At 69.2% G+C, this 16561-nt stretch carries 17 protein-coding genes and 1 pseudogene; 1 reads left to right on the top strand and 17 read right to left on the bottom strand.

Annotated features, from left to right (window positions below; all coding sequences use genetic code 11):
• Positions 1–84 precede the first annotated feature (84 nt).
• A complete protein-coding gene (locus IEY61_RS21470) occupies positions 85–567 on the top strand; it encodes a DUF2231 domain-containing protein (protein WP_189047131.1) in 483 nt (160 codons plus the stop codon).
• 19 nt (positions 568–586) lie between these two features.
• On the opposite strand, the gene IEY61_RS21465 is transcribed toward IEY61_RS21470, so the two are convergent.
• The 17 genes and pseudogenes from IEY61_RS21465 to IEY61_RS21385 form a co-directional block, all read right to left on the bottom strand.
• A complete protein-coding gene (locus IEY61_RS21465) occupies positions 587–1210 on the bottom strand; it encodes a LutC/YkgG family protein (protein ID WP_189047129.1) in 624 nt (207 codons plus the stop codon).
• Complete coding sequence (locus IEY61_RS21460; RefSeq protein ID WP_189047127.1) at positions 1207–2721, bottom strand: LutB/LldF family L-lactate oxidation iron-sulfur protein; 1515 nt, start codon at positions 2719–2721, stop codon at positions 1207–1209. The genes IEY61_RS21465 and IEY61_RS21460 overlap by 4 nt, the downstream gene beginning before the upstream one ends.
• Positions 2718–3449 carry a (Fe-S)-binding protein gene (locus tag IEY61_RS21455; protein WP_189047125.1) on the bottom strand — a complete coding sequence of 244 codons (732 nt, stop codon included), beginning with the start codon at positions 3447–3449 and terminating at the stop codon, positions 2718–2720. The genes IEY61_RS21460 and IEY61_RS21455 overlap by 4 nt, the downstream gene beginning before the upstream one ends.
• Position 3450: 1 nt before the next feature.
• Positions 3451–3837 carry a RidA family protein gene (locus tag IEY61_RS21450; RefSeq protein WP_189047123.1) on the bottom strand — a complete coding sequence of 129 codons (387 nt, stop codon included), beginning with the start codon at positions 3835–3837 and terminating at the stop codon, positions 3451–3453.
• Positions 3838–3866: 29 nt separating this feature from the next.
• On the bottom strand, positions 3867–4679 hold the full coding sequence (locus IEY61_RS21445; protein ID WP_189047121.1) for an IclR family transcriptional regulator: 813 nt from the start codon (positions 4677–4679) through the stop codon (positions 3867–3869).
• 14 nt (positions 4680–4693) lie between these two features.
• Positions 4694–5497: an MBL fold metallo-hydrolase gene (locus IEY61_RS21440; protein WP_189047119.1), complete on the bottom strand. Its 804-nt coding sequence runs from the start codon at positions 5495–5497 to the stop codon at positions 4694–4696.
• Positions 5498–5502: 5 nt separating this feature from the next.
• Complete coding sequence (locus tag IEY61_RS21435) at positions 5503–6348, bottom strand: fumarylacetoacetate hydrolase family protein (protein WP_308424585.1); 846 nt, start codon at positions 6346–6348, stop codon at positions 5503–5505.
• Between the two features lie 5 nt (positions 6349–6353).
• Positions 6354–7574: an aminotransferase class V-fold PLP-dependent enzyme gene (locus tag IEY61_RS21430; protein WP_189047115.1), complete on the bottom strand. Its 1221-nt coding sequence runs from the start codon at positions 7572–7574 to the stop codon at positions 6354–6356.
• Between the two features lie 15 nt (positions 7575–7589).
• Positions 7590–8783, bottom strand: a complete 1194-nt coding sequence (locus IEY61_RS21425) for an amidohydrolase family protein (protein WP_189047113.1) — start codon at positions 8781–8783, stop codon at positions 7590–7592.
• Positions 8780–9745 (bottom strand): Gfo/Idh/MocA family protein, encoded by a 966-nt coding sequence (locus tag IEY61_RS21420; RefSeq protein WP_189047111.1) that lies wholly within the window; start codon positions 9743–9745, stop codon positions 8780–8782. The genes IEY61_RS21425 and IEY61_RS21420 overlap by 4 nt, the downstream gene beginning before the upstream one ends.
• 10 nt (positions 9746–9755) lie before the next feature.
• Positions 9756–10517 (bottom strand): SDR family NAD(P)-dependent oxidoreductase, encoded by a 762-nt coding sequence (locus IEY61_RS21415; protein ID WP_189047109.1) that lies wholly within the window; start codon positions 10515–10517, stop codon positions 9756–9758.
• A gap of 100 nt (positions 10518–10617) precedes the next feature.
• Positions 10618–11586: a phosphotriesterase family protein gene (locus IEY61_RS21410; RefSeq protein ID WP_189047107.1), complete on the bottom strand. Its 969-nt coding sequence runs from the start codon at positions 11584–11586 to the stop codon at positions 10618–10620.
• Entirely contained in the window at positions 11583–12461 is an 879-nt protein-coding gene (locus tag IEY61_RS21405) for a carbohydrate ABC transporter permease (RefSeq protein WP_189047105.1), read from the bottom strand. Before IEY61_RS21405 ends, IEY61_RS21410 begins: the two co-directional genes overlap by 4 nt.
• The gene (locus IEY61_RS21400; protein ID WP_189047103.1) at positions 12458–13402 is read right to left on the bottom strand and encodes a carbohydrate ABC transporter permease; all 945 of its coding nucleotides are present in this window, start codon (positions 13400–13402) and stop codon (positions 12458–12460) included. Before IEY61_RS21400 ends, IEY61_RS21405 begins: the two co-directional genes overlap by 4 nt.
• On the bottom strand, positions 13403–14767 hold the full coding sequence (locus tag IEY61_RS21395) for an ABC transporter substrate-binding protein (RefSeq protein ID WP_189047101.1): 1365 nt from the start codon (positions 14765–14767) through the stop codon (positions 13403–13405).
• Between the two features lie 373 nt (positions 14768–15140).
• Positions 15141–16008, bottom strand: a pseudogene (locus tag IEY61_RS21390) (SAM-dependent methyltransferase).
• Between the two features lie 35 nt (positions 16009–16043).
• Positions 16044–16550, bottom strand: a complete 507-nt coding sequence (locus IEY61_RS21385) for a YcxB family protein (RefSeq protein WP_189047099.1) — start codon at positions 16548–16550, stop codon at positions 16044–16046.
• Positions 16551–16561 lie beyond the last annotated feature (11 nt).

The following is a 16561-nucleotide window of genomic DNA, read 5'->3' as shown; positions in this document are numbered from 1 at the left end:
CAGTTTTGACGCCTATGCACACATCTTCTGTGGTGGACTCTGTTGGCGGATACCAGGGTCGTGTAGCGACGTCGGGAGGCGATCATGCAGAGTCGAGCGAAGGCGATGGGGCACGCCATCCATCCGATGTTGATCGTATTCCCGCTCGGGCTGCTCGCCACCGCGGTGATCTTCGACATCGTCTACCTGATCACCGACCGGTCGGGGTTCACCGTGGCGTCCGGATACATGATCGGGGCGGGGATCGTCGGCGGGCTGGTCGCGGCGTTGTTCGGTTTTCTGGACTGGCGGGCGACTCCGGCGGGCAGCAGAGCGCGACGGATAGGCATGCTGCACGGAGGCGGCAACGTCGTGGTGCTCGTGCTGTTCGCGATCAGCTGGCTGCTCCGCAGAGGCGCAGTCGACTGGCAGCCCGGTGCGCTGGCCCTGGTGTTCAGCTTCGTCGGCGTGGCCCTGGCCGGCGTCACCGGGTGGCTCGGCGGCGAGTTGGTCGAGCGGCTCGGGGTCGGCGTGGACGATGGCGCCCACGTGAACGCCCCGAGCTCACTGGCCCACAAGCACGTGTGAGTCCTCGACCGAGCAGCGCTTACCCGAGATCGTCGACGATCACCACGTCCAGCCGGCGCGGCCCGTGTACGCCGTCGACCCGGTCCAGCTCGATGTCGCTGGTCGCCGACGGTCCGGAGACGAAGGTGAGCGGCCGGGTGGGGTCGGGTAGCCGGGCCAGCGCCGCGGGCAGCCCACCGACGATCTGCTCCGCGCGCACGACACAGACATGGTGGTCGGGCAGCAAGGTGAGCAGGCGTCGCCCCTGATCCGGGCCGCCGTCGAGGATCAGCGTGCCGGTCAGCGCCACCGCGACCGTGCAACCGGTCAGCACCGACACCCCGTCGGCGGCCAGTTCGGCCACCGACAGGGGGTGGGTGTCGCTGTCCCGCCGGACACGTGCCCGGCATGCGGTCACCCACTCCTCCGGCGCCCCGGCCGGCATGATCACGGTACGGCCTTCGGGCAGCAGCCTGCCGAGAATCTCCGGCAACCCGGCTGGGCCGGTCCGCTGCACCCCGGCCTGATAGTCGCGCACCCGTTCGGCAAGCATCGACACCCGGTCGACCACCTCGCCGCGCCGGTCGTAGTCGCGCGGTACGGCCACCGGCGTACCGCTGCGGGCGGCGTGCAGCCGGGCCAGGACATCGGCGCGCGCGGTCATCGCGGTTCCCCCGGCTCGTGAGTCGCGTCCCCGGCCACGGGGTCTCCCGCCGCCTGAGCGGATTCGTCTGACGCCCGGACGGCCCACCATTCCCGAAAGGTCTGCCGGGCGGGCAGTGGGGCGTCCCGGCTGGCCGTCCAGGCGGACAGTGGCCAAGGGAGCCGACGCGCGGTGCCCCGACTGCCGGCCAGCAACCGCAGCGGTGCCGCGCCGCGCCGCGCCGCACGCAGTGCCATCGCGTACCGTCGTCGGTCCCGCATCAGTCCGGACGCGGCGCGCAGGGCGACTCGCTCCAGCGACGGCCGGTCGCGGCGCGCGTCGACGCCGACCTGGCGCAGGTGAACCAGCACCTGAGGAATGTCGATCTGCACCGGGCAGACGTCGTAGCAGGCGCCGCAGAGCGTCGAGGCGTACGGCAGTGTGCGGTTGGCGGCGTTGTCCGGGCCGGTCATCTGCGGGGACAGGATCGCGCCGATCGGCCCGGGGTAGGTCGACCCGTATGCGTGCCCACCCACCTGCTCGTAGACGGGACAGACGTTCAGGCAGGCTGAGCATCGGATACACCGCAGTGCCTGGCGGCCCACCTCGTCGGCCAGGGTATCGCTGCGCCCGTTGTCCAGCAGCACGATGTGGACGTCGCGCGGCCCGTCGCCGGGATGCACCCCGGTCCAGATCGAGGTGTACGGGTTCATCCGCTCGCCGGTCGCGGAACGCGGCAACAGTTGCAGGAAGACCTCCAGGTCCGCGAAGGTCGGTACGATCTTCTCCACTCCGACGACGGAGATCAGCGTGTCCGGCAGGGTCAGGCACATCCGGCCGTTGCCCTCGGATTCGACCACGACAAGTGAGCCGGTGTCCGCGACGGCAAAGTTCGCGCCGGAGATCGCCACCTTGGCGGAGAGGAAGCGTTCGCGAAGGTGGCGCCGGGCCGCCTCGGCGAGCGCGGCCGGTTCGTCCGTCAACTGGGACGCGTCGATCTCCGGCATGCCGGCGGTGAGGATGTCCCGGATCTGGCGGCGGTTGTAGTGGATCGCCGGTACCAGGATGTGCGATGGGGTGTCTCCGGCGAGCTGAACGATCAACTCGGCCAGGTCGGTTTCCACCGCGGTGATCCCGGCCTCGGCGAGCGCCTCGTTGAGCCCGATCTCCTGCGTGGCCATCGACTTGACCTTGACCACCTCGTCGGTGCCGGTCTCCCGGACCAGGCCGGTGACCACGGCGCACGCCTCGGCCGCGTCCCGCGCCCAGTGCACCCGGGCGCCAGCGGCGGTGGCGCGTGTCTCGAACTCTTCGAGCAGTTCCGGCAGCCGGCTCAGCACGTCGTCCTTGATCGCGGCTCCGGCGGCCCGGAGCGCCTCCCAGTCGGTGACCTCGTCGACCACCTGGCTGCGGCGGTTCCGGATCGTCCGGGTCGCCCGCCGCAGGTTCGCCCGCAGCTGCGGATCAGCGAGCTGCCGACGAGCTGCGGTGGGGAAGGGCACGGTGGCGCTGATGCGTCCGGTGCCGGTCATCGGTCCTCCTCTGGTCCGGCGAGGATCTCGGCGTAGTGGATCGGCCGCGGCGCGCCCGGCCGCCGGGCCAGTCCGCCGCCGATGTGGGCCAGGCAGGAGTTGTCCGCCGCCGCGAGATAGTCGGCGCCGCAGGAGGTGGCGGCGGCGCACTTGTCGGCCAGCATCGCTGCGGAGACCTCGGGGTTCTTCAGTGCGAAGGTGCCGCCGAAACCGCAGCACTGCTCCGCTTCGGCCAGCTCGACGAGGTCGAGGCCCCGGACGGCGGCGAGCAGCCGGCGTGGCCGGTCGCCCAGCCGGAGCGCTCGCAGGCCGTGACAGGTGGGGTGATAGGCGACCCGGTGTTCGAAGGTGGCGCCGACGTCCGTCGTACCGAGCACGTCGACCAGCAGTTCGGACAGCTCCAGGGTCCGTGGCGCGAGGGCCGCGACGGCGGCGGACAGGGTCGCGTCTCCCGCCGCCAGTCGCGGATAGCCGTCGCGCACCATTGCCACGCACGACCCGGACGGGGCCACTACCACGTCGTACGGCTCGAAGGTGGCCACGAAGGCCCGTACCAGCGGCAGGGCCTCCTGTCGGTAGCCGGTGTTCGCGTGGAGTTGGCCGCAGCAGGTCTGCGCCTGCGGGAAGTCCACCTGGTGACCGAGGCGTTCGAGGATCCGCACCACCGCTCGACCGGTGCCGGGATAGATGAGGTCGTTGACGCAGGTGACGAAGAGCGCGATGCGCATCTCACCGGTCCCCGTCCACCACCGCCACGAAGTCGATCTCGACGAGCATGCCCGGGGGTAGCGTCGATCCGACGGTCGTGCGTACCGGATAGGGTTCGGACATCAGTGTCCGGTACGTCCGGTCGAAGACGGCGAAGTCCGCCAGGTCGGCCAGGTGGACGGTGGCCTTCACGACCCGGGCAAGGCAGCTTCCCCCGGCGCGCAGCACCTCGTCGAGGTTGCGCAGCACCAGGCTCGTCTGTTCCTCGATGTCCTGGCCGACCAGTTGCCCGGTCGCCGGGTCGATCGGGCCCATCCCGGCGGTGAAGATCAACCCGTTGACCACCAGCGCCTGCGAGTAGCCGCCCGCTGGCGTCGGGGCGCTGTCGGTCCGTACCTGTGTCGCCATGTTCTTGCCTTCCCCTAGACAGTGGTTGGTCATTGCGGCCCGCCAAGCCAGCCGAGGTCGCGGGAGAGCGCGGCGGCGTGGCGGGTCAGTGCACTCACCAGGTGGTCGCGGTGGATCAGTCCTCCGTCGAGCCGGACGCGGGGAAGGGAACAGCTCATCGCCGCCACTACCCGTCCGCTGCCGTCGCGCACCGGAACGGCCACGCAGAAGACGCCCACGGTGTACTCGCCGTCGTCCTCACCGAAGCCGCATTCCCGGATCGCCTGGATCCGCTCGTACAACTGCTCGAAGGTGGAGATGGTGTGGGGCGTGAACGCCTGCATGGTCACCCCCTTGAATCGGGCCGCGAGGTCCCTGGGGTCGACGTAGGCCAACAGCACCTTGCCGAGACCGGTGGCGTATGCGGGCAGCCGCATCCCCACCCGGGACACCAGTCGGAGCGGGTGGTCGGCCTCCACCTTGGCGACGTAGACGTTGTCGATGCCGTCCAGCACCGCCAGTTGCACGGTTTCGTTCAACTCGTCGCGGGCCGACCTGAGGTGCGGCTCGGCCCGGTGGACGAGGCTGTCCAGATAAACGAAGCTCTGCGCGGTCTCCCAGACCCGCATCCCGATCCGGTAGCGCCGGCTCTCCTCGTCCAGGTAGATCCAGCCCCGGTTGACCAGCGTGCCCAGCAGCCCGTGCAGGCTGCTCTTGGGCACCCGCAGATCCGCAACGATGTCAGGAAACGTCGCACCGGAGCGCCGGGTCGCCAGGTACTCCATCAGGTCCAGCGCCCGTTCGGCGGACTTGACCCCGGTCGCGGAAGAACTGCTCTGCGAGGTGCTCTGGGCGGACTTCATGGCCGCTAGGCTCCTTACGTTCCGAGGGATGACCGGGTGACCGGCCCGGGCCCATGCGGAAAACGCGCCGCATTGCCCGGGTCATGCAACGCCACCACCTCATCACACAGTCGTCGATAGTCCTTGATGGCCCGGCGGCACGCTGCGGCGTCCTCGGCGATGCCGATGGGTAGCGTCTCGGCGATGTTGCGGTCGAAGAACGCCGTCTCCAGCAGTCCCACCACACCGTGCGCGCAGTCGACCCGTACGCCGGCCGACCCGGGATGGTGGCCGCCGGTGGTCTCGAACACCAGTCCCGGCGCGACCGTGACCGGCTCGTCGGTGAGCACGAGCCGGCCCTCGATCGCCAGCGTCCGCAGGTACGACCAGGAGTCGCTGGTGAAGTAGAACTCGGTGGGCGGGTGCCCGGGTGGGGCGCAGAGCATCTCCCGCACCCCTGCGTACGAGGCGTACACCGTCGCGCGGGGCAGCAGCTCAGCAAGCAGGCCACCGGTGTGGTACGTGATGGTCTGGGTGACCAGCACGAAGTCGATGTCCTCGCCCCGCACCCCGAATTCGGCGAGGACCTCGGGCAGCAGCCGTACGTCGTGGAACTGGCACCGCGGGTCGACGCCCTGGTTGGCGCGGTCCAACGCCGACCGGTCGTCGGCGTCGAGCGGCAGGCCGACGTCGATGAGGCCGGTGCGGGTGCCGTCGGTGACCAGCCAGACGTAGAACCACAGGTCGTGGAAGGTGGTGTCGTTCTCGCCGAAGAACGCCTCCCAGCCGGGAATCGGCAGGCGGGCCACCGGTGCCGCGGTGAGAGTGAAGGGTGCCATCGCCCTCACCCCGCCGCCGCGACGACGGTCCGCTGGACGCCGAGCCCGTCGATCGACATCTCGATCTCGTCGCCGGGGGCGAGATAGGGGAACCGTCCGGACAGGGCCACCCCCTCCGGCGTACCGGTGTTGATCAGGTCGCCTGGCTCCAGGACGAGGTACTGACTGAGGTGGTAGATGAGGAAGTGCACCGAGAAGATCATGTCCGCGGTGCTGGAATCCTGCCGCGGCTCGCCGTTGATCCAGCTCCGCAGGCCCAGCGCCTGCGGGTCACCGACCTCGTCGGGGGTGACCAGCCATGGGCCCAGCGGGTTGAACGTCTCGCAGCTCTTCCCCTTCGACCATTGCCCACCGGAGACGTCGAGCTGGAAGGCGCGCTCCGACACGTCGTTGGAGATGGCGTACCCGGCGATCAGCGCGGCGGCGTCCTCCGGCGAGTCCAGGTAGCGGGCCGGCGCGGCCAGCACCACGGCCAGCTCCACCTCCCAGTCCGTACGCTGGGAGTTGCGCGGGATGCGCACGGTGTCGTGCGGGCCGATGACGGTGTTCGGCGCCTTGTAAAACAGCACCGGATACTCGGGAGGCGCGGCCCCCGACTCGGCGGCGTGCGCCGCGTAGTTCATCCCGATGCACAGCACCGAACCTGGCCGGGCGATCGGCGCCCCCACCCGCAGGCCGGTGATGTCGGTGCGGGGCAGCGCGTTGCTCTCGACGGCTTGGCGTACCCGGTCCAACCCGCCGTAGCGGAAGAACGCCGCGTCGATGTCGGGGGTGATGGGGCGCAGATCGCGGTGGTCATCCGCGCTCAATCGCACCACCGGTCGTTCCGCGCCGAATGGTCCAACCCGCATCAGCTTCATCGTCCAGCCTCCGATCCTTCCGCCGCCTTGTCGGCGGCGTCATCGGCGGTCGCCCCGCCGTTGTCCAGTACCTCGATCAGCCGCGCGGCCAACGCCGCACCGTCACCGACGCCCAGCCCCATGGGGTTGACCACCAGCACGTTTCGCCAGGCGAGATCCTCCCCGACGTGGATCCGCGGGGCGCCCCGGTCGAGTTCGCGCACCACCTCGTCGGTCGGCAGCCCGGAACGGGACAGGTCGATCTCGATCACCGGCACGTCGAGGTGGTGGTCGTACTCGTCCCGGACCACGCAGCGCGGGTCCGCCGCCAGCGCGGCCCGGATAGCAGCCAGTTCCTCCCGCCCGTGCCGGCGGTGGGCGTCGGGGTCCCGGACGAACGCCCGGACCGCGACCAGCAGGCCGATGATCTGTTCGCGGCCGACCTTCATGCCCCGACCGATGCCGTGCCGGCCGCGTTCCAGGTTGCTGCCGGTGACCTCCGAGCGTTGCCAGGTCTGCGGCCGGATGTCCATGTCCTGGTGGTGCAGTGCCACCGCGCCGATCAGATCCGGTCGCCCACACAGGATTCCGGCGGTCTGCGGGCCACGGAACACCTTGCCGCCGCTGATCGCCACCAGGTCGGCGCCGCCGTCGAACAGGGCCGCGAGCCGGTCGAGCGGTGGCACGTCCAGTGCGGCGTCGACCAGCACCGGCACCCCGGCACGGTGCGCCAGCTCGGACACCTCGGCGATGCCCAGGTGGTCACCGCCCCGGCCGGGACGCCAGAGCACCGCGGCGACCCGCTCGTCGAGTTCCCGGGCCAGTTCGTCGGGGCGGGTGGAGCTCGGGTAGCCGATCTCCACCAGCTCCGCGCCCACCGCGGTCACCGCGTGGTCGTACGGGTCCCGGTGGGCCCGGTGGATGATGACCCGGCGACGAGGACCGGACACCACGGGCAGGTTGTCGATCGCCGCCGGCCGGTCGCCGGCCAGACAGACAGCGGTGGCCAGGCTCAACGCGGCCGCCGCGCCGTTGGTGACATAGGCGGCCGGAGCACCGATCAGCGCGGCGATCTCGGCGCCGGCGGCCTCCTGCAACTCGTCCATCCGGACGTTGCGCGAGCCGGCCGCCCGCATGGCCTCGATGACCTCGTCGGAGAGCGCCAGGCCGCCCAGCCGGGTCGCCGGTCCGACCGCGTTGATCAGAGTACGGATACCGAGTTCCGCGTACACGTCCATGGATTGGGGTGCCTTTCAGGTAGCGACCAGATGATCGATGTCTGAGTGGACGATCTCGCCCTGCCGCACGGTCAGCGCGACGGTGACGGCCGCATCGGTCGGCGGCGTGCCGTCGGGTGGCGCGAAGCCGGCCGGGCCGCCGGCGCCGGTCACCCGCAGCACCGCGAGGTCCGCCGGCGCCCCGACGCGCAGGGTGCCCACGCCCATCCGGTCCAGCCCGACGACACGGGCGGGCGCGATGGTGGTGCGACTGACCACGTCGGGCAGGCTCACGCCGAGAGCGAGGAATTTCGCCATGACATGCGGCAGATCCTTGACGATGTCCCGGGAATAGGCGTGCAGGTCGCTGCTGATGGTGTCCGGCAGGAAGCCGGCCGCCACCGCGGCGCGCGCCTGGTCGAGGTCGAAGCCGCTCATCCCGTGCCCGACATCGAAGATCACCCCGCGCTGCCGGGCTCGGGCCACCACGTCCACCGGTCGGCCCCGCTCGGTGAGCGGACGCCCGGACAGACCGGTGAAACAGTGGGTGAGCACGTCGCCCGGCCCCAGCCGGTCCAGGATCTCCGGCAGCGCGGCCGGCGACGGTCCCAGATGGACCATCAGTGGCAGGCCGGTCTCGTCGGCCACCCGCCGGGCCCGGTCGACCGCTGCTGAGGCGTTGCCGCCCGCCACATCGGCGGACGCCCGGACCTTGATGCCCACGATCCGGTCCCGGTACGCCTCGATCGCCGCTCGGCAACTGTCGGGATCGACGTAGTCGAGGGTCTTCAGTTCGCCGCAGAGGCGAATGCTGGTGGTCCCGACGCTGGAGATGTTGATGAAGGCGGCTATCCGGGTCCGGGCGACCTCGACGGTGCCGCGCAGGAAGGCGCCGAACAGGTGCGCCCCGGCGCTGCCCGTGTCGATCATCGTCGTCACGCCACTGGGTGGGCCGACCAGGTCCGGGTCCACCCCGAGGTCCTGCCCGACGAAGACGTGCGTGTGCAGGTCGACCAGGCCCGGAGTGACCACCAGCCCCGACACGTCGACGACGCGCGCCGGTGCTCCGGCTGACGCCGGGGCCTCCGGCGGCGCCGAACCGGGCCGGGCGCCGCCTGCGGGGTCGAGCACCGCGGCGATCCTGCCGTCGGAGACGACGACATCGGCCAGGGCGAGCGAACCGGCCTCCGGATCGCAGACCAGGCCGCCGCACAGCACGATCGAGGTCATCGGAGAGTCACCGTCCGTCCGGTACGGGCCGACTCCGCAGCAGCGGCGGCGTACACCATGGCACGCCGACCGTCCTCGGCTGTCGGGGCGGCATCCCTCGTCCCCGCGCACGATCGCACGAAGGCCGACATCTGCCGGGCCAGCCAGTCGTCATCGGCGTACGACTCGGTGCGTTCCATCGTCGCGGAACGCACGCTGAGCACTCGGTCCTGGTCGATCCGCAGTTCCCCGGCGGTGCCCTGGACGAGCATCAGCGCCTGGACATCGGCCTGGTACGTACGCCCGAAGGACAGCGCGATGCCGGCGACGGCGCCGCCGGCGAAACCCGCGGTGAGCGTGGCGGCCGACGCGGCCTCGCCGGGCAGCCCGGCGGTCCGGCAGGTGACCTCGGCCAGCGGAGCGCCGACCAGCCACGGCAGCCGGTCGAGGCAGTGATGCGCCTGGAGTTGGAGGATTCCGCCGCCCCGGCCGACATCCCAGTACCAGGCCGGGGTGTGTGTCATCGCCTCGGCGATCACGTCGGTGACGGAGACCGGTTCACCGATCACCCCGCTGGCGATGAGCCGATGGGCTTCGCGCCACTCGGCCCGGAACCGGTAGCTGAAGCCGACCATCAACACGATGTCGGCCTTGTCCCGGGCCGCGATGATCTGGTCGGCCTCCGCCACGTCGTTGCACAGCGGCTTGTCGATCAGCACGTGGACGCCGTGCCCGGCGGCTGTCACGCAGGCCGCCAGGTGTCCGTCGTGCGGAAGCCCCACGTAGACCGCGTCGACCAGTCCCGAGGCGAGCAACTCCGGGTAGTCGGCGAACGCGGTGCCGCCGTAGCGGGAGGTCAACTCGCCGGCCCGTTCGTGGGCGGGGTCGGCGACGGCGGTGAGCCGGACTCCGGGCAGGGCACTGACCGTCTGCGCCACCTTGGCACCCATGATCCCGGCACCGATGATGCCTAGTCTGATCATGCCTCGTCCCTCACATACCCAGCAGTTCGCCGCCATCGACGACGATGTCGCCCAGCAGGATGTGGGAACTGTCCGGGGAGAGCAGGAAGCGCACCGCGGCGGCGATATCCGATCCGCGTGCGACCCGTCCGGCCGGGATACGCGGCCGGAACGCCAGCAGGCTGCCGTCGGCCAGATCGTCGACCGTGGCGTGGTCGCTGGCGAGTTGCCGCATCATCTCGGTGTCGGTCGGCCCCGGTGACACGGTGTTGACCCGTACGCCGTCGGCGGCGACCTCCATCGCGAGGACCCGGAGCGCCTGTCGCAGGGCCGCCTTGGATGCCGCGTAGCCGGCCTGTCGCATCCGGGGCATCCGGGCGGCGATCGAGGCGACCGCCACGATCGAACCCGTGCCCCGCTCGGCCATCCGGCCGGCGTAGTGGCGGGCCACGTCGAAGCAGCCGATCGTGTTGATCCGAATGATGCGTTCGAAGTCCGCGACGTCGACCTGCAACGTGGGTGCGCTGTCGAAGACGCCGGCGGCGATGGCGACCCGACTCGCCTCGGACGTCGCGGCGACCAGGTTGGACACCGACTTCTCGTCGGCGATGTCGACGTGGCGCGCGACGGCGTCGACGCCTCGCGCCCGCAGTGAGTCCGCCACCCGCTCGACGGCGTCGAGGTCGATGTCAGCCAGCACCAGACGGTCTGTGGGGAAGGCCTGCGCGAGGTCCTCGCCGATTGCCTGGCCGATGCCGCGGGCCGCGCCGATCACAACTGCCGTAGTGCTCATGCCTTTTCTCCACATTTCTTGAGATTGCGTGCCGCTGCTCGTCGTCCGCCCCGGCGATCGGGATCGGCCAGCACCGCACCGATTCGGGGCCGAATTGGTGTCACGACGGCGTCGAGTACGCGAACGCTCGTGCCGGGTTCGCGACCGTCATCCGGTGAATGTCCTCTTCAGACACTCCTCGGCTGCGCAGCATGGGCAGGAAATTCTCGATCACGTTGGCGTAGCCCACCCCGCCGTAGGCGGTGAGCTGGCCCAACTCGCAGATGTCGTTGGAGAGCATCACCTGTCCGGCCAACCCCAACGCGCAGAGTTCGGCGACGTTGTCGGCGCGGAACTCCAGCGGCGCGTACCCCTGCACGAAGGCCAGGTTGTCGATGTTGAGCCAGGCTCCACGCTCGGCGATGGGCAGCCACCAGTGGACGCCCCGACGATCACCGAGATGGGAGATGATCACATGGGCCGGGTCGACCTGCTCCTCGGCGAGCAGATCGAGCTGCTCGAGAGCCAACTCACCCCAGTGCGTGGTGTGGGTCAGGATCGGGATTCCGGTTCGTCGGTGCGCCCGCCCGGCGGCCCGGAACACGCGCTCCTGGGCCGGGCTGATGAAGCCGCGTTCCGTGCCGATCTCACCGATGAAACCCGGCCTGACGCCGGTGCCGTCCACCCCGTCGATGATCTCGTCGACCAGCCGCCGGGCCAGCGCCTCGGTGCTGTCGGTGCTCACATAGTCGGGATAGACCTTCTCCCGGTACCAACCCGCACCCATCAGCACGTGCACACCGGTGGCCTCACTGATCCGCCGCAACGCCGCCGGATCCCGCTTCAACCCGATGTTCGTCGGATCGCAGATCGTGCCGCCGCCGGCCGCGGCGAACCGCCGGACCTCCTCGATCGCGATGTCTTCGTCGTCGAGGATGGCCTCGTAGAGCGGGCGCATGTCCCACCCGTCCACCAGCAGGTGGTCGTGGGTCAGGGTGACACCGAGCTCCGCCGGGTCGACGGCGCCGAGGACGGTCATCGCCTGACCCGCCCACGACACGACCGGCTGGGCCCTGTCTTTTTCGGTCATTTCACACTCCCTGCGGCCAGACCGGCCACGATGTAGCGCTGGAAGGCAAGCGCGATCAGCACCGGTGGGACGACGGTGAACATGGTCGCGGCGGCCAGCGTCGTCCAGGAGAACTGCTGAAGGTTCTGCAGCCCGGCCACGACGGGTGGCACGGTGAGGCTGTTGGTGAGCACCAGCGAATAGAAGAACTCACTCCACGCCTCGAGGAACACCAGCAGCCCTGCCGCGATCAGCCCGGGGCGGGCAATCGGTGTGACGATCATCAGCAGGCACCGCAGTCGGGAGGCGCCGTCCACCTTGGCGGCCTCTTCCAACTCCCGTGGCACGCTGTCGAAGTAGGTCTTCAGCAGCCAGATCGCCAGCGGCAGGGTGAACGCGTTGTAACTGATGATCAGGGCAAGCGAGGTGTTCAGCAGGCCGAGGTGCCGGAAAGCGACGAAGAACGGCAGCACCACAGCGATGGCCGGCACCACCCGCGAGGCGAGCAGGAGCAGGTAGGCCACCGTGGAACCGCGGAACTCGTAGCGGGAGAAGGCGTAGCCCGCGGCCCCCGCGATGATCAGGTTGCTGGCCACCACCGCGACACCCACCAGCAGGCTCCGGCCGATCGCCGGCACAAGCCGGGCGACGGCGTCGGTGCTGGAGACGATCCCGCCATCCTGGCCGGTGGAGAAGGGAGCGCTGTCACCGGTGAAGATGGCGATGTAGTTCGCCAGGGTCGGGTTCTCCGGCCACCAGTGGAACGGCTTGACCCCGATTTCGGACGGAGCCATGAAACTGCTGAGCACGGTGAAGTAGAGCGGGAACAGCACCCAGATCAGGAACAGGGCGAACCCGAGGTACACGACCAGCGTGCGGAGCCGTGACGTTCTCATTCCACCCCCTCGGTGATGGCGTTGGAGCGGTACAGCAGCTTGACGAACACGAATCCGAGAACCAGCGCGATACCGCCGAGTACCACCGCGGTGGCCGAGCCGAGGCCGATGTTCGTGTAGACGAAGAGCTGTTCATAGAGGTAGATGGAGAGCACCGAGGTGGCGTCACCCGGACCGCCCTGGGTGAGCGCCCAGATCGTGTCGAACTGCATGAACCCGAAGATGGTGTTGATGATCACCACCACCACGATGACCGGCCGTAGCCAGGGCAGCGTCAGGTGCCGGAACCGTTGCCAGACGTTGGCGCCGTCGACCATCGCGGCCTGCGGCAGCTCCTTCGGGATCGTCTGCAGTCCGGCGAGGATCAGCAGACCGGTGAAGGACGCCTGCCGCCACGCCCCGGCCAGCACCGCGACGACCAACGCGCCGGTGCTGTCCGACAGCGGAGCGGCGTAGCTGTCGATCAGGCCGAACTGGTAGAGCGCCGCGTTCAGCGCGCCGACCTCACCATCGACGAACCATTTCCAGATCATTCCGACCATGACCCAGGGGCAGGCCCACGGGACGATGAGCAGGCTGCGGGCCAGCCACTGGCCATGGAACTTCTCGTTGAGCAGGAGCGCGAAGCCGAGCCCGAGCAGCGTCGAAACGAGCAGGAAGCCGACGGCGTAGAGGACGGTGGTGGTCAGCGAGTGGATGAAACGCTCGTCGGTGAACAGGGTCCGGAAGTTGTTCAGCCCCGTCCAGCTCTCCTCGCCGGCCAGGCTGACCCGTTGCAGGGAGTAGACCGCGGTCCGCAGTCCCGGCCAGGCCACGAGTCCCAGGACGAGGATGAGCGCGGGGGTGGCAAGCAGTAACCCGAACCGGGCGTCGGCCTGTGCCCTGACCGACGTCCGGCGTCGGGTCGCCGGCCGGGAGGTTGTCTCGGCTGTCGATGTCATCTACTGCCCCGCAGCGGCCAGGTTCCTGGCGTCCGTGGCGAGCGCGTCGACGGTCTCCTTGACGTCGGCCTGGCCGAGCAACATCGCCTGGATCCGGTCACCGACCTTGACCTGGAACGACGCGTACCACGGGGCGACCCGGGTGGGGACCACGTCGCTCTGGTTGGCGAAGGTGTTCTCCAGCTTCGGCATGTCGTAGTAGGACGGGAACGCCGCCAGGAAGTCCGGGTCCTTGAACAGCCCCGGGTAGGGTCCGAGCAGGGCCGCCGCCTTCGCCCAGGAGGTGAAGGTCGAGTACTTGCCCACGTCGTCCTTCCAGCCATAGAACTTGAGCAGCTTCCAGGCGTCCTGGGCGCGCTGACCACCCGACTTGGCGCCGATCTGGATGACCTCGCCGATCTGCAGGGTCGTGCCGGCAGTTCCCGGGTTGCGGTACAGGATCGTGACGTTCCCGGACTCGGGGCCCTCGGTGGTCCGCACGATCTGGAGGAAGTAGTGGTGCAGCTCGAAGAAGGTCGAGTTGCCCTGCGCCATCGCGGTGACATGGTTGCCCGGGTCGGCGGTGAGCACGTCCTTGGACGTCAGCCCGTCCTGGTACATGGCCTTCCACCACTCCATGACGTCCTGCGTCCTGGGGTCGTCGGCGAAGACGGGAGCGCCCTTGTCGTCGAACGGGGTGATGCCGTCGGCCAGCAGGTAGACGAGGAGGTACTCCTCCAGGAACTGCTTGGTCCAGTACCCGGCGTACGGGCTCGGCACCCCGGCCGACTTGAGCTTGCGGCACTGCTCGTACACCTCCTCCTTGGTGGTCGGAGGAGCGCTGATGCCGTGCTTCTTGAGGTGGCTCTCGTTGTACATCAGGTTGTGCACGGCGGAGAAGTACGGAACGCTGATGATCCGCCCGTCGGCCAGCCGGTGCCGGGCCGCCGACGCCGGGAACATGTCGGCGAGCAGGTCTTCGGCCCCGGGGAAGTCGTTCAGGGTGCCCGCCCAGCCCGCGTCGACGTACTTCGTCGAGGCGTACGCGAAGTTGTAGAAGACGTCGATCGCCTGGCCACCCTGCAGCCTGGTCTGGAGGGCGGGGCCGTAGCCGACGTTCGGGATGAGGGACAGGTCCACGGGCGAGCCGCCCTGGTTCTTGAACGACGCCAGCAGCTCCCTGATCTGCTCCGGGTACGCCTCCCAGGCAGTCATCGACAGCGTGCCGGGAGTGTCGTTGGTCTTCGCCGCGGAATCGCCACACGCGGTGAGCAGCGGTACAGCGGGAACGGTGAGACCCGCCGCGAGCGCGCCGCGCAAGAGGTTTCGGCGGGAGAGCGACGCGCTGATGGGGAACGAGCCAGCGGTCGGGTATCGCACGTCCATTTGACCCTCCGGTCCAACCAGATGGTTCATATACATGAACCTGAGTTCTGAGTTGAGACTTTGTACCAGGCCAGGGGCATGCGGGCAAGGGGTCATGAAGGGCTTCAGCCGGCACGAGGCGCGGTCGGGCCGGTCGAGGTACGTGTCGCGGCACCCGTGGTGCACGTCGAATCACGACTCGTCGAAATCGTCGACGTCGAAGTCGGGGTCTCACTGATCCCCGGAGCACCGGGTATCAGCGGAGCCTCCGGAGTCGCGGAACTCGCTCAACGCCAGGTCGGCACACGACGTCCCGGACCGGCAGACTCCGGACCGGCGGCGCGGGCAGCGAGACGCCCGCAGCTGCCCATGCCCCTCGCTGGATCCTGTGCGACTACGGGATCCGCCCGACTCCCCCGAGCCCGGCGCTGAGCTTCGGGTCGTCGGCGAAGTACTGCGGGTCGTCTGGTGCGGGTCGCCACAGTGGTAGCCACACCACGCCCGGTTCAACCAGGTCGAGCCCAGTGAAGAAGCGCTCGATCTGAGACCTGGTGCGCAGGCCGAGGGGTGTGGCGGTCTTGCGCCGGTAGATGTCATGGGCCACGTCGAGCTCGTCCTGGTCGTGGGGTACCTCGTCCGCCGTCGCATGAGACACGAGCAGACAGCTTCCGGGCACGAGCGCGGCGCGCAGCTGTTCTACCGCGTCGTACGCGACCTCGTCATCGGACACGAAGTGCAGGACCGCGCCCAGCAGGAGGCCAATCGGCCGATTGAAGTCAAGCATCGCAGCGACCTGTGAATGCGAGAGAATCGACTGGGGATCACGCAGATCACCATTGACGACGGTCGCCAGCTGGTTGCCCTCAAGAAACTCCAAGCTCTCCGCGACCGCCACCGGGTCGATGTCCACGTAGACCACGCGCGCCTCGGAATCGACCTGCTGGACGATCTCGTGAACGTTGCCCTCGGTGGGGATGCCTGAGCCGATGTCCAGGAACTGATCTACCCCCGATTCGGCGAGGTACCGCACAGCACGCCGCAGGAAGGCTCGGTTCGTCTTGGCGAGTTGCGGCCCCAATGGCAGCACCTGCAGCATCGCCTCGGCCGCCTCTCGGTCAGCCGGGAAGTTGTGGGTGCCGCCGAGGTAGTAGTCGTAGATCCGGGCCGCCGTCGCCGGCTTTGCCTCGCCGTCGCGACTCACACCAGTCATGCCGCCTCTTCCCGTGAGTAGTAGTAAGAGGTGCGCGTCCACATGCGACTATCCGAGACTCTACCTCGCTCCTGTCCGTCACGGGCTTCAAGCTCCTGCCGCCGATTGAAGCAGCCCCCGTTCGGTCATGAAGGCCCGCAACGTCTCGGCGTCCTCGGCGGACATCAAGCGGCGCGGGATCACGGTCGCCGGCATCCGACCGACGTACACGATCCAGAACTCGGGAGTGTCCTCCACCTGGTCGACGCCGTCCCAGGCGATGCCACCGGATTCCGAGCCGCTGCGCATCATGATGTTGTCATCGGTGATCTCGTAGGCGCCCTCGACAGCGTAGCGACCGGAGCGACGTCGGGCGCGCCACCGCACCCACGGCCCATACAGCATCGCCAGCAGACCACCCATGATCATTGGTATCCACAGCGGCGAGATCTGCTCGCCCCACGCAAATCCCCGTGAAACAGCGAAACCGATCGCCCCGACCGCCGCCAGCACCGCGCCGACATAACCGTATTTGCGCAGCTGGACGCCGCTGATCGCAGCGGCCACACGGCCCGGGTAGGCGGGATCGGCTGGTACGTCAAAACGGATGTGCACGCCACGACGGT

Origin of the sequence: Micromonospora sonchi, from assembly GCF_014646235.1 — a bacterium.
In the GTDB taxonomy this organism is placed as follows: domain Bacteria; phylum Actinomycetota; class Actinomycetes; order Mycobacteriales; family Micromonosporaceae; genus Micromonospora; species Micromonospora sonchi.
Note: the sequence above shows the minus strand (reverse complement) of the source record. Positions and strands in the feature narration are given on the sequence as shown.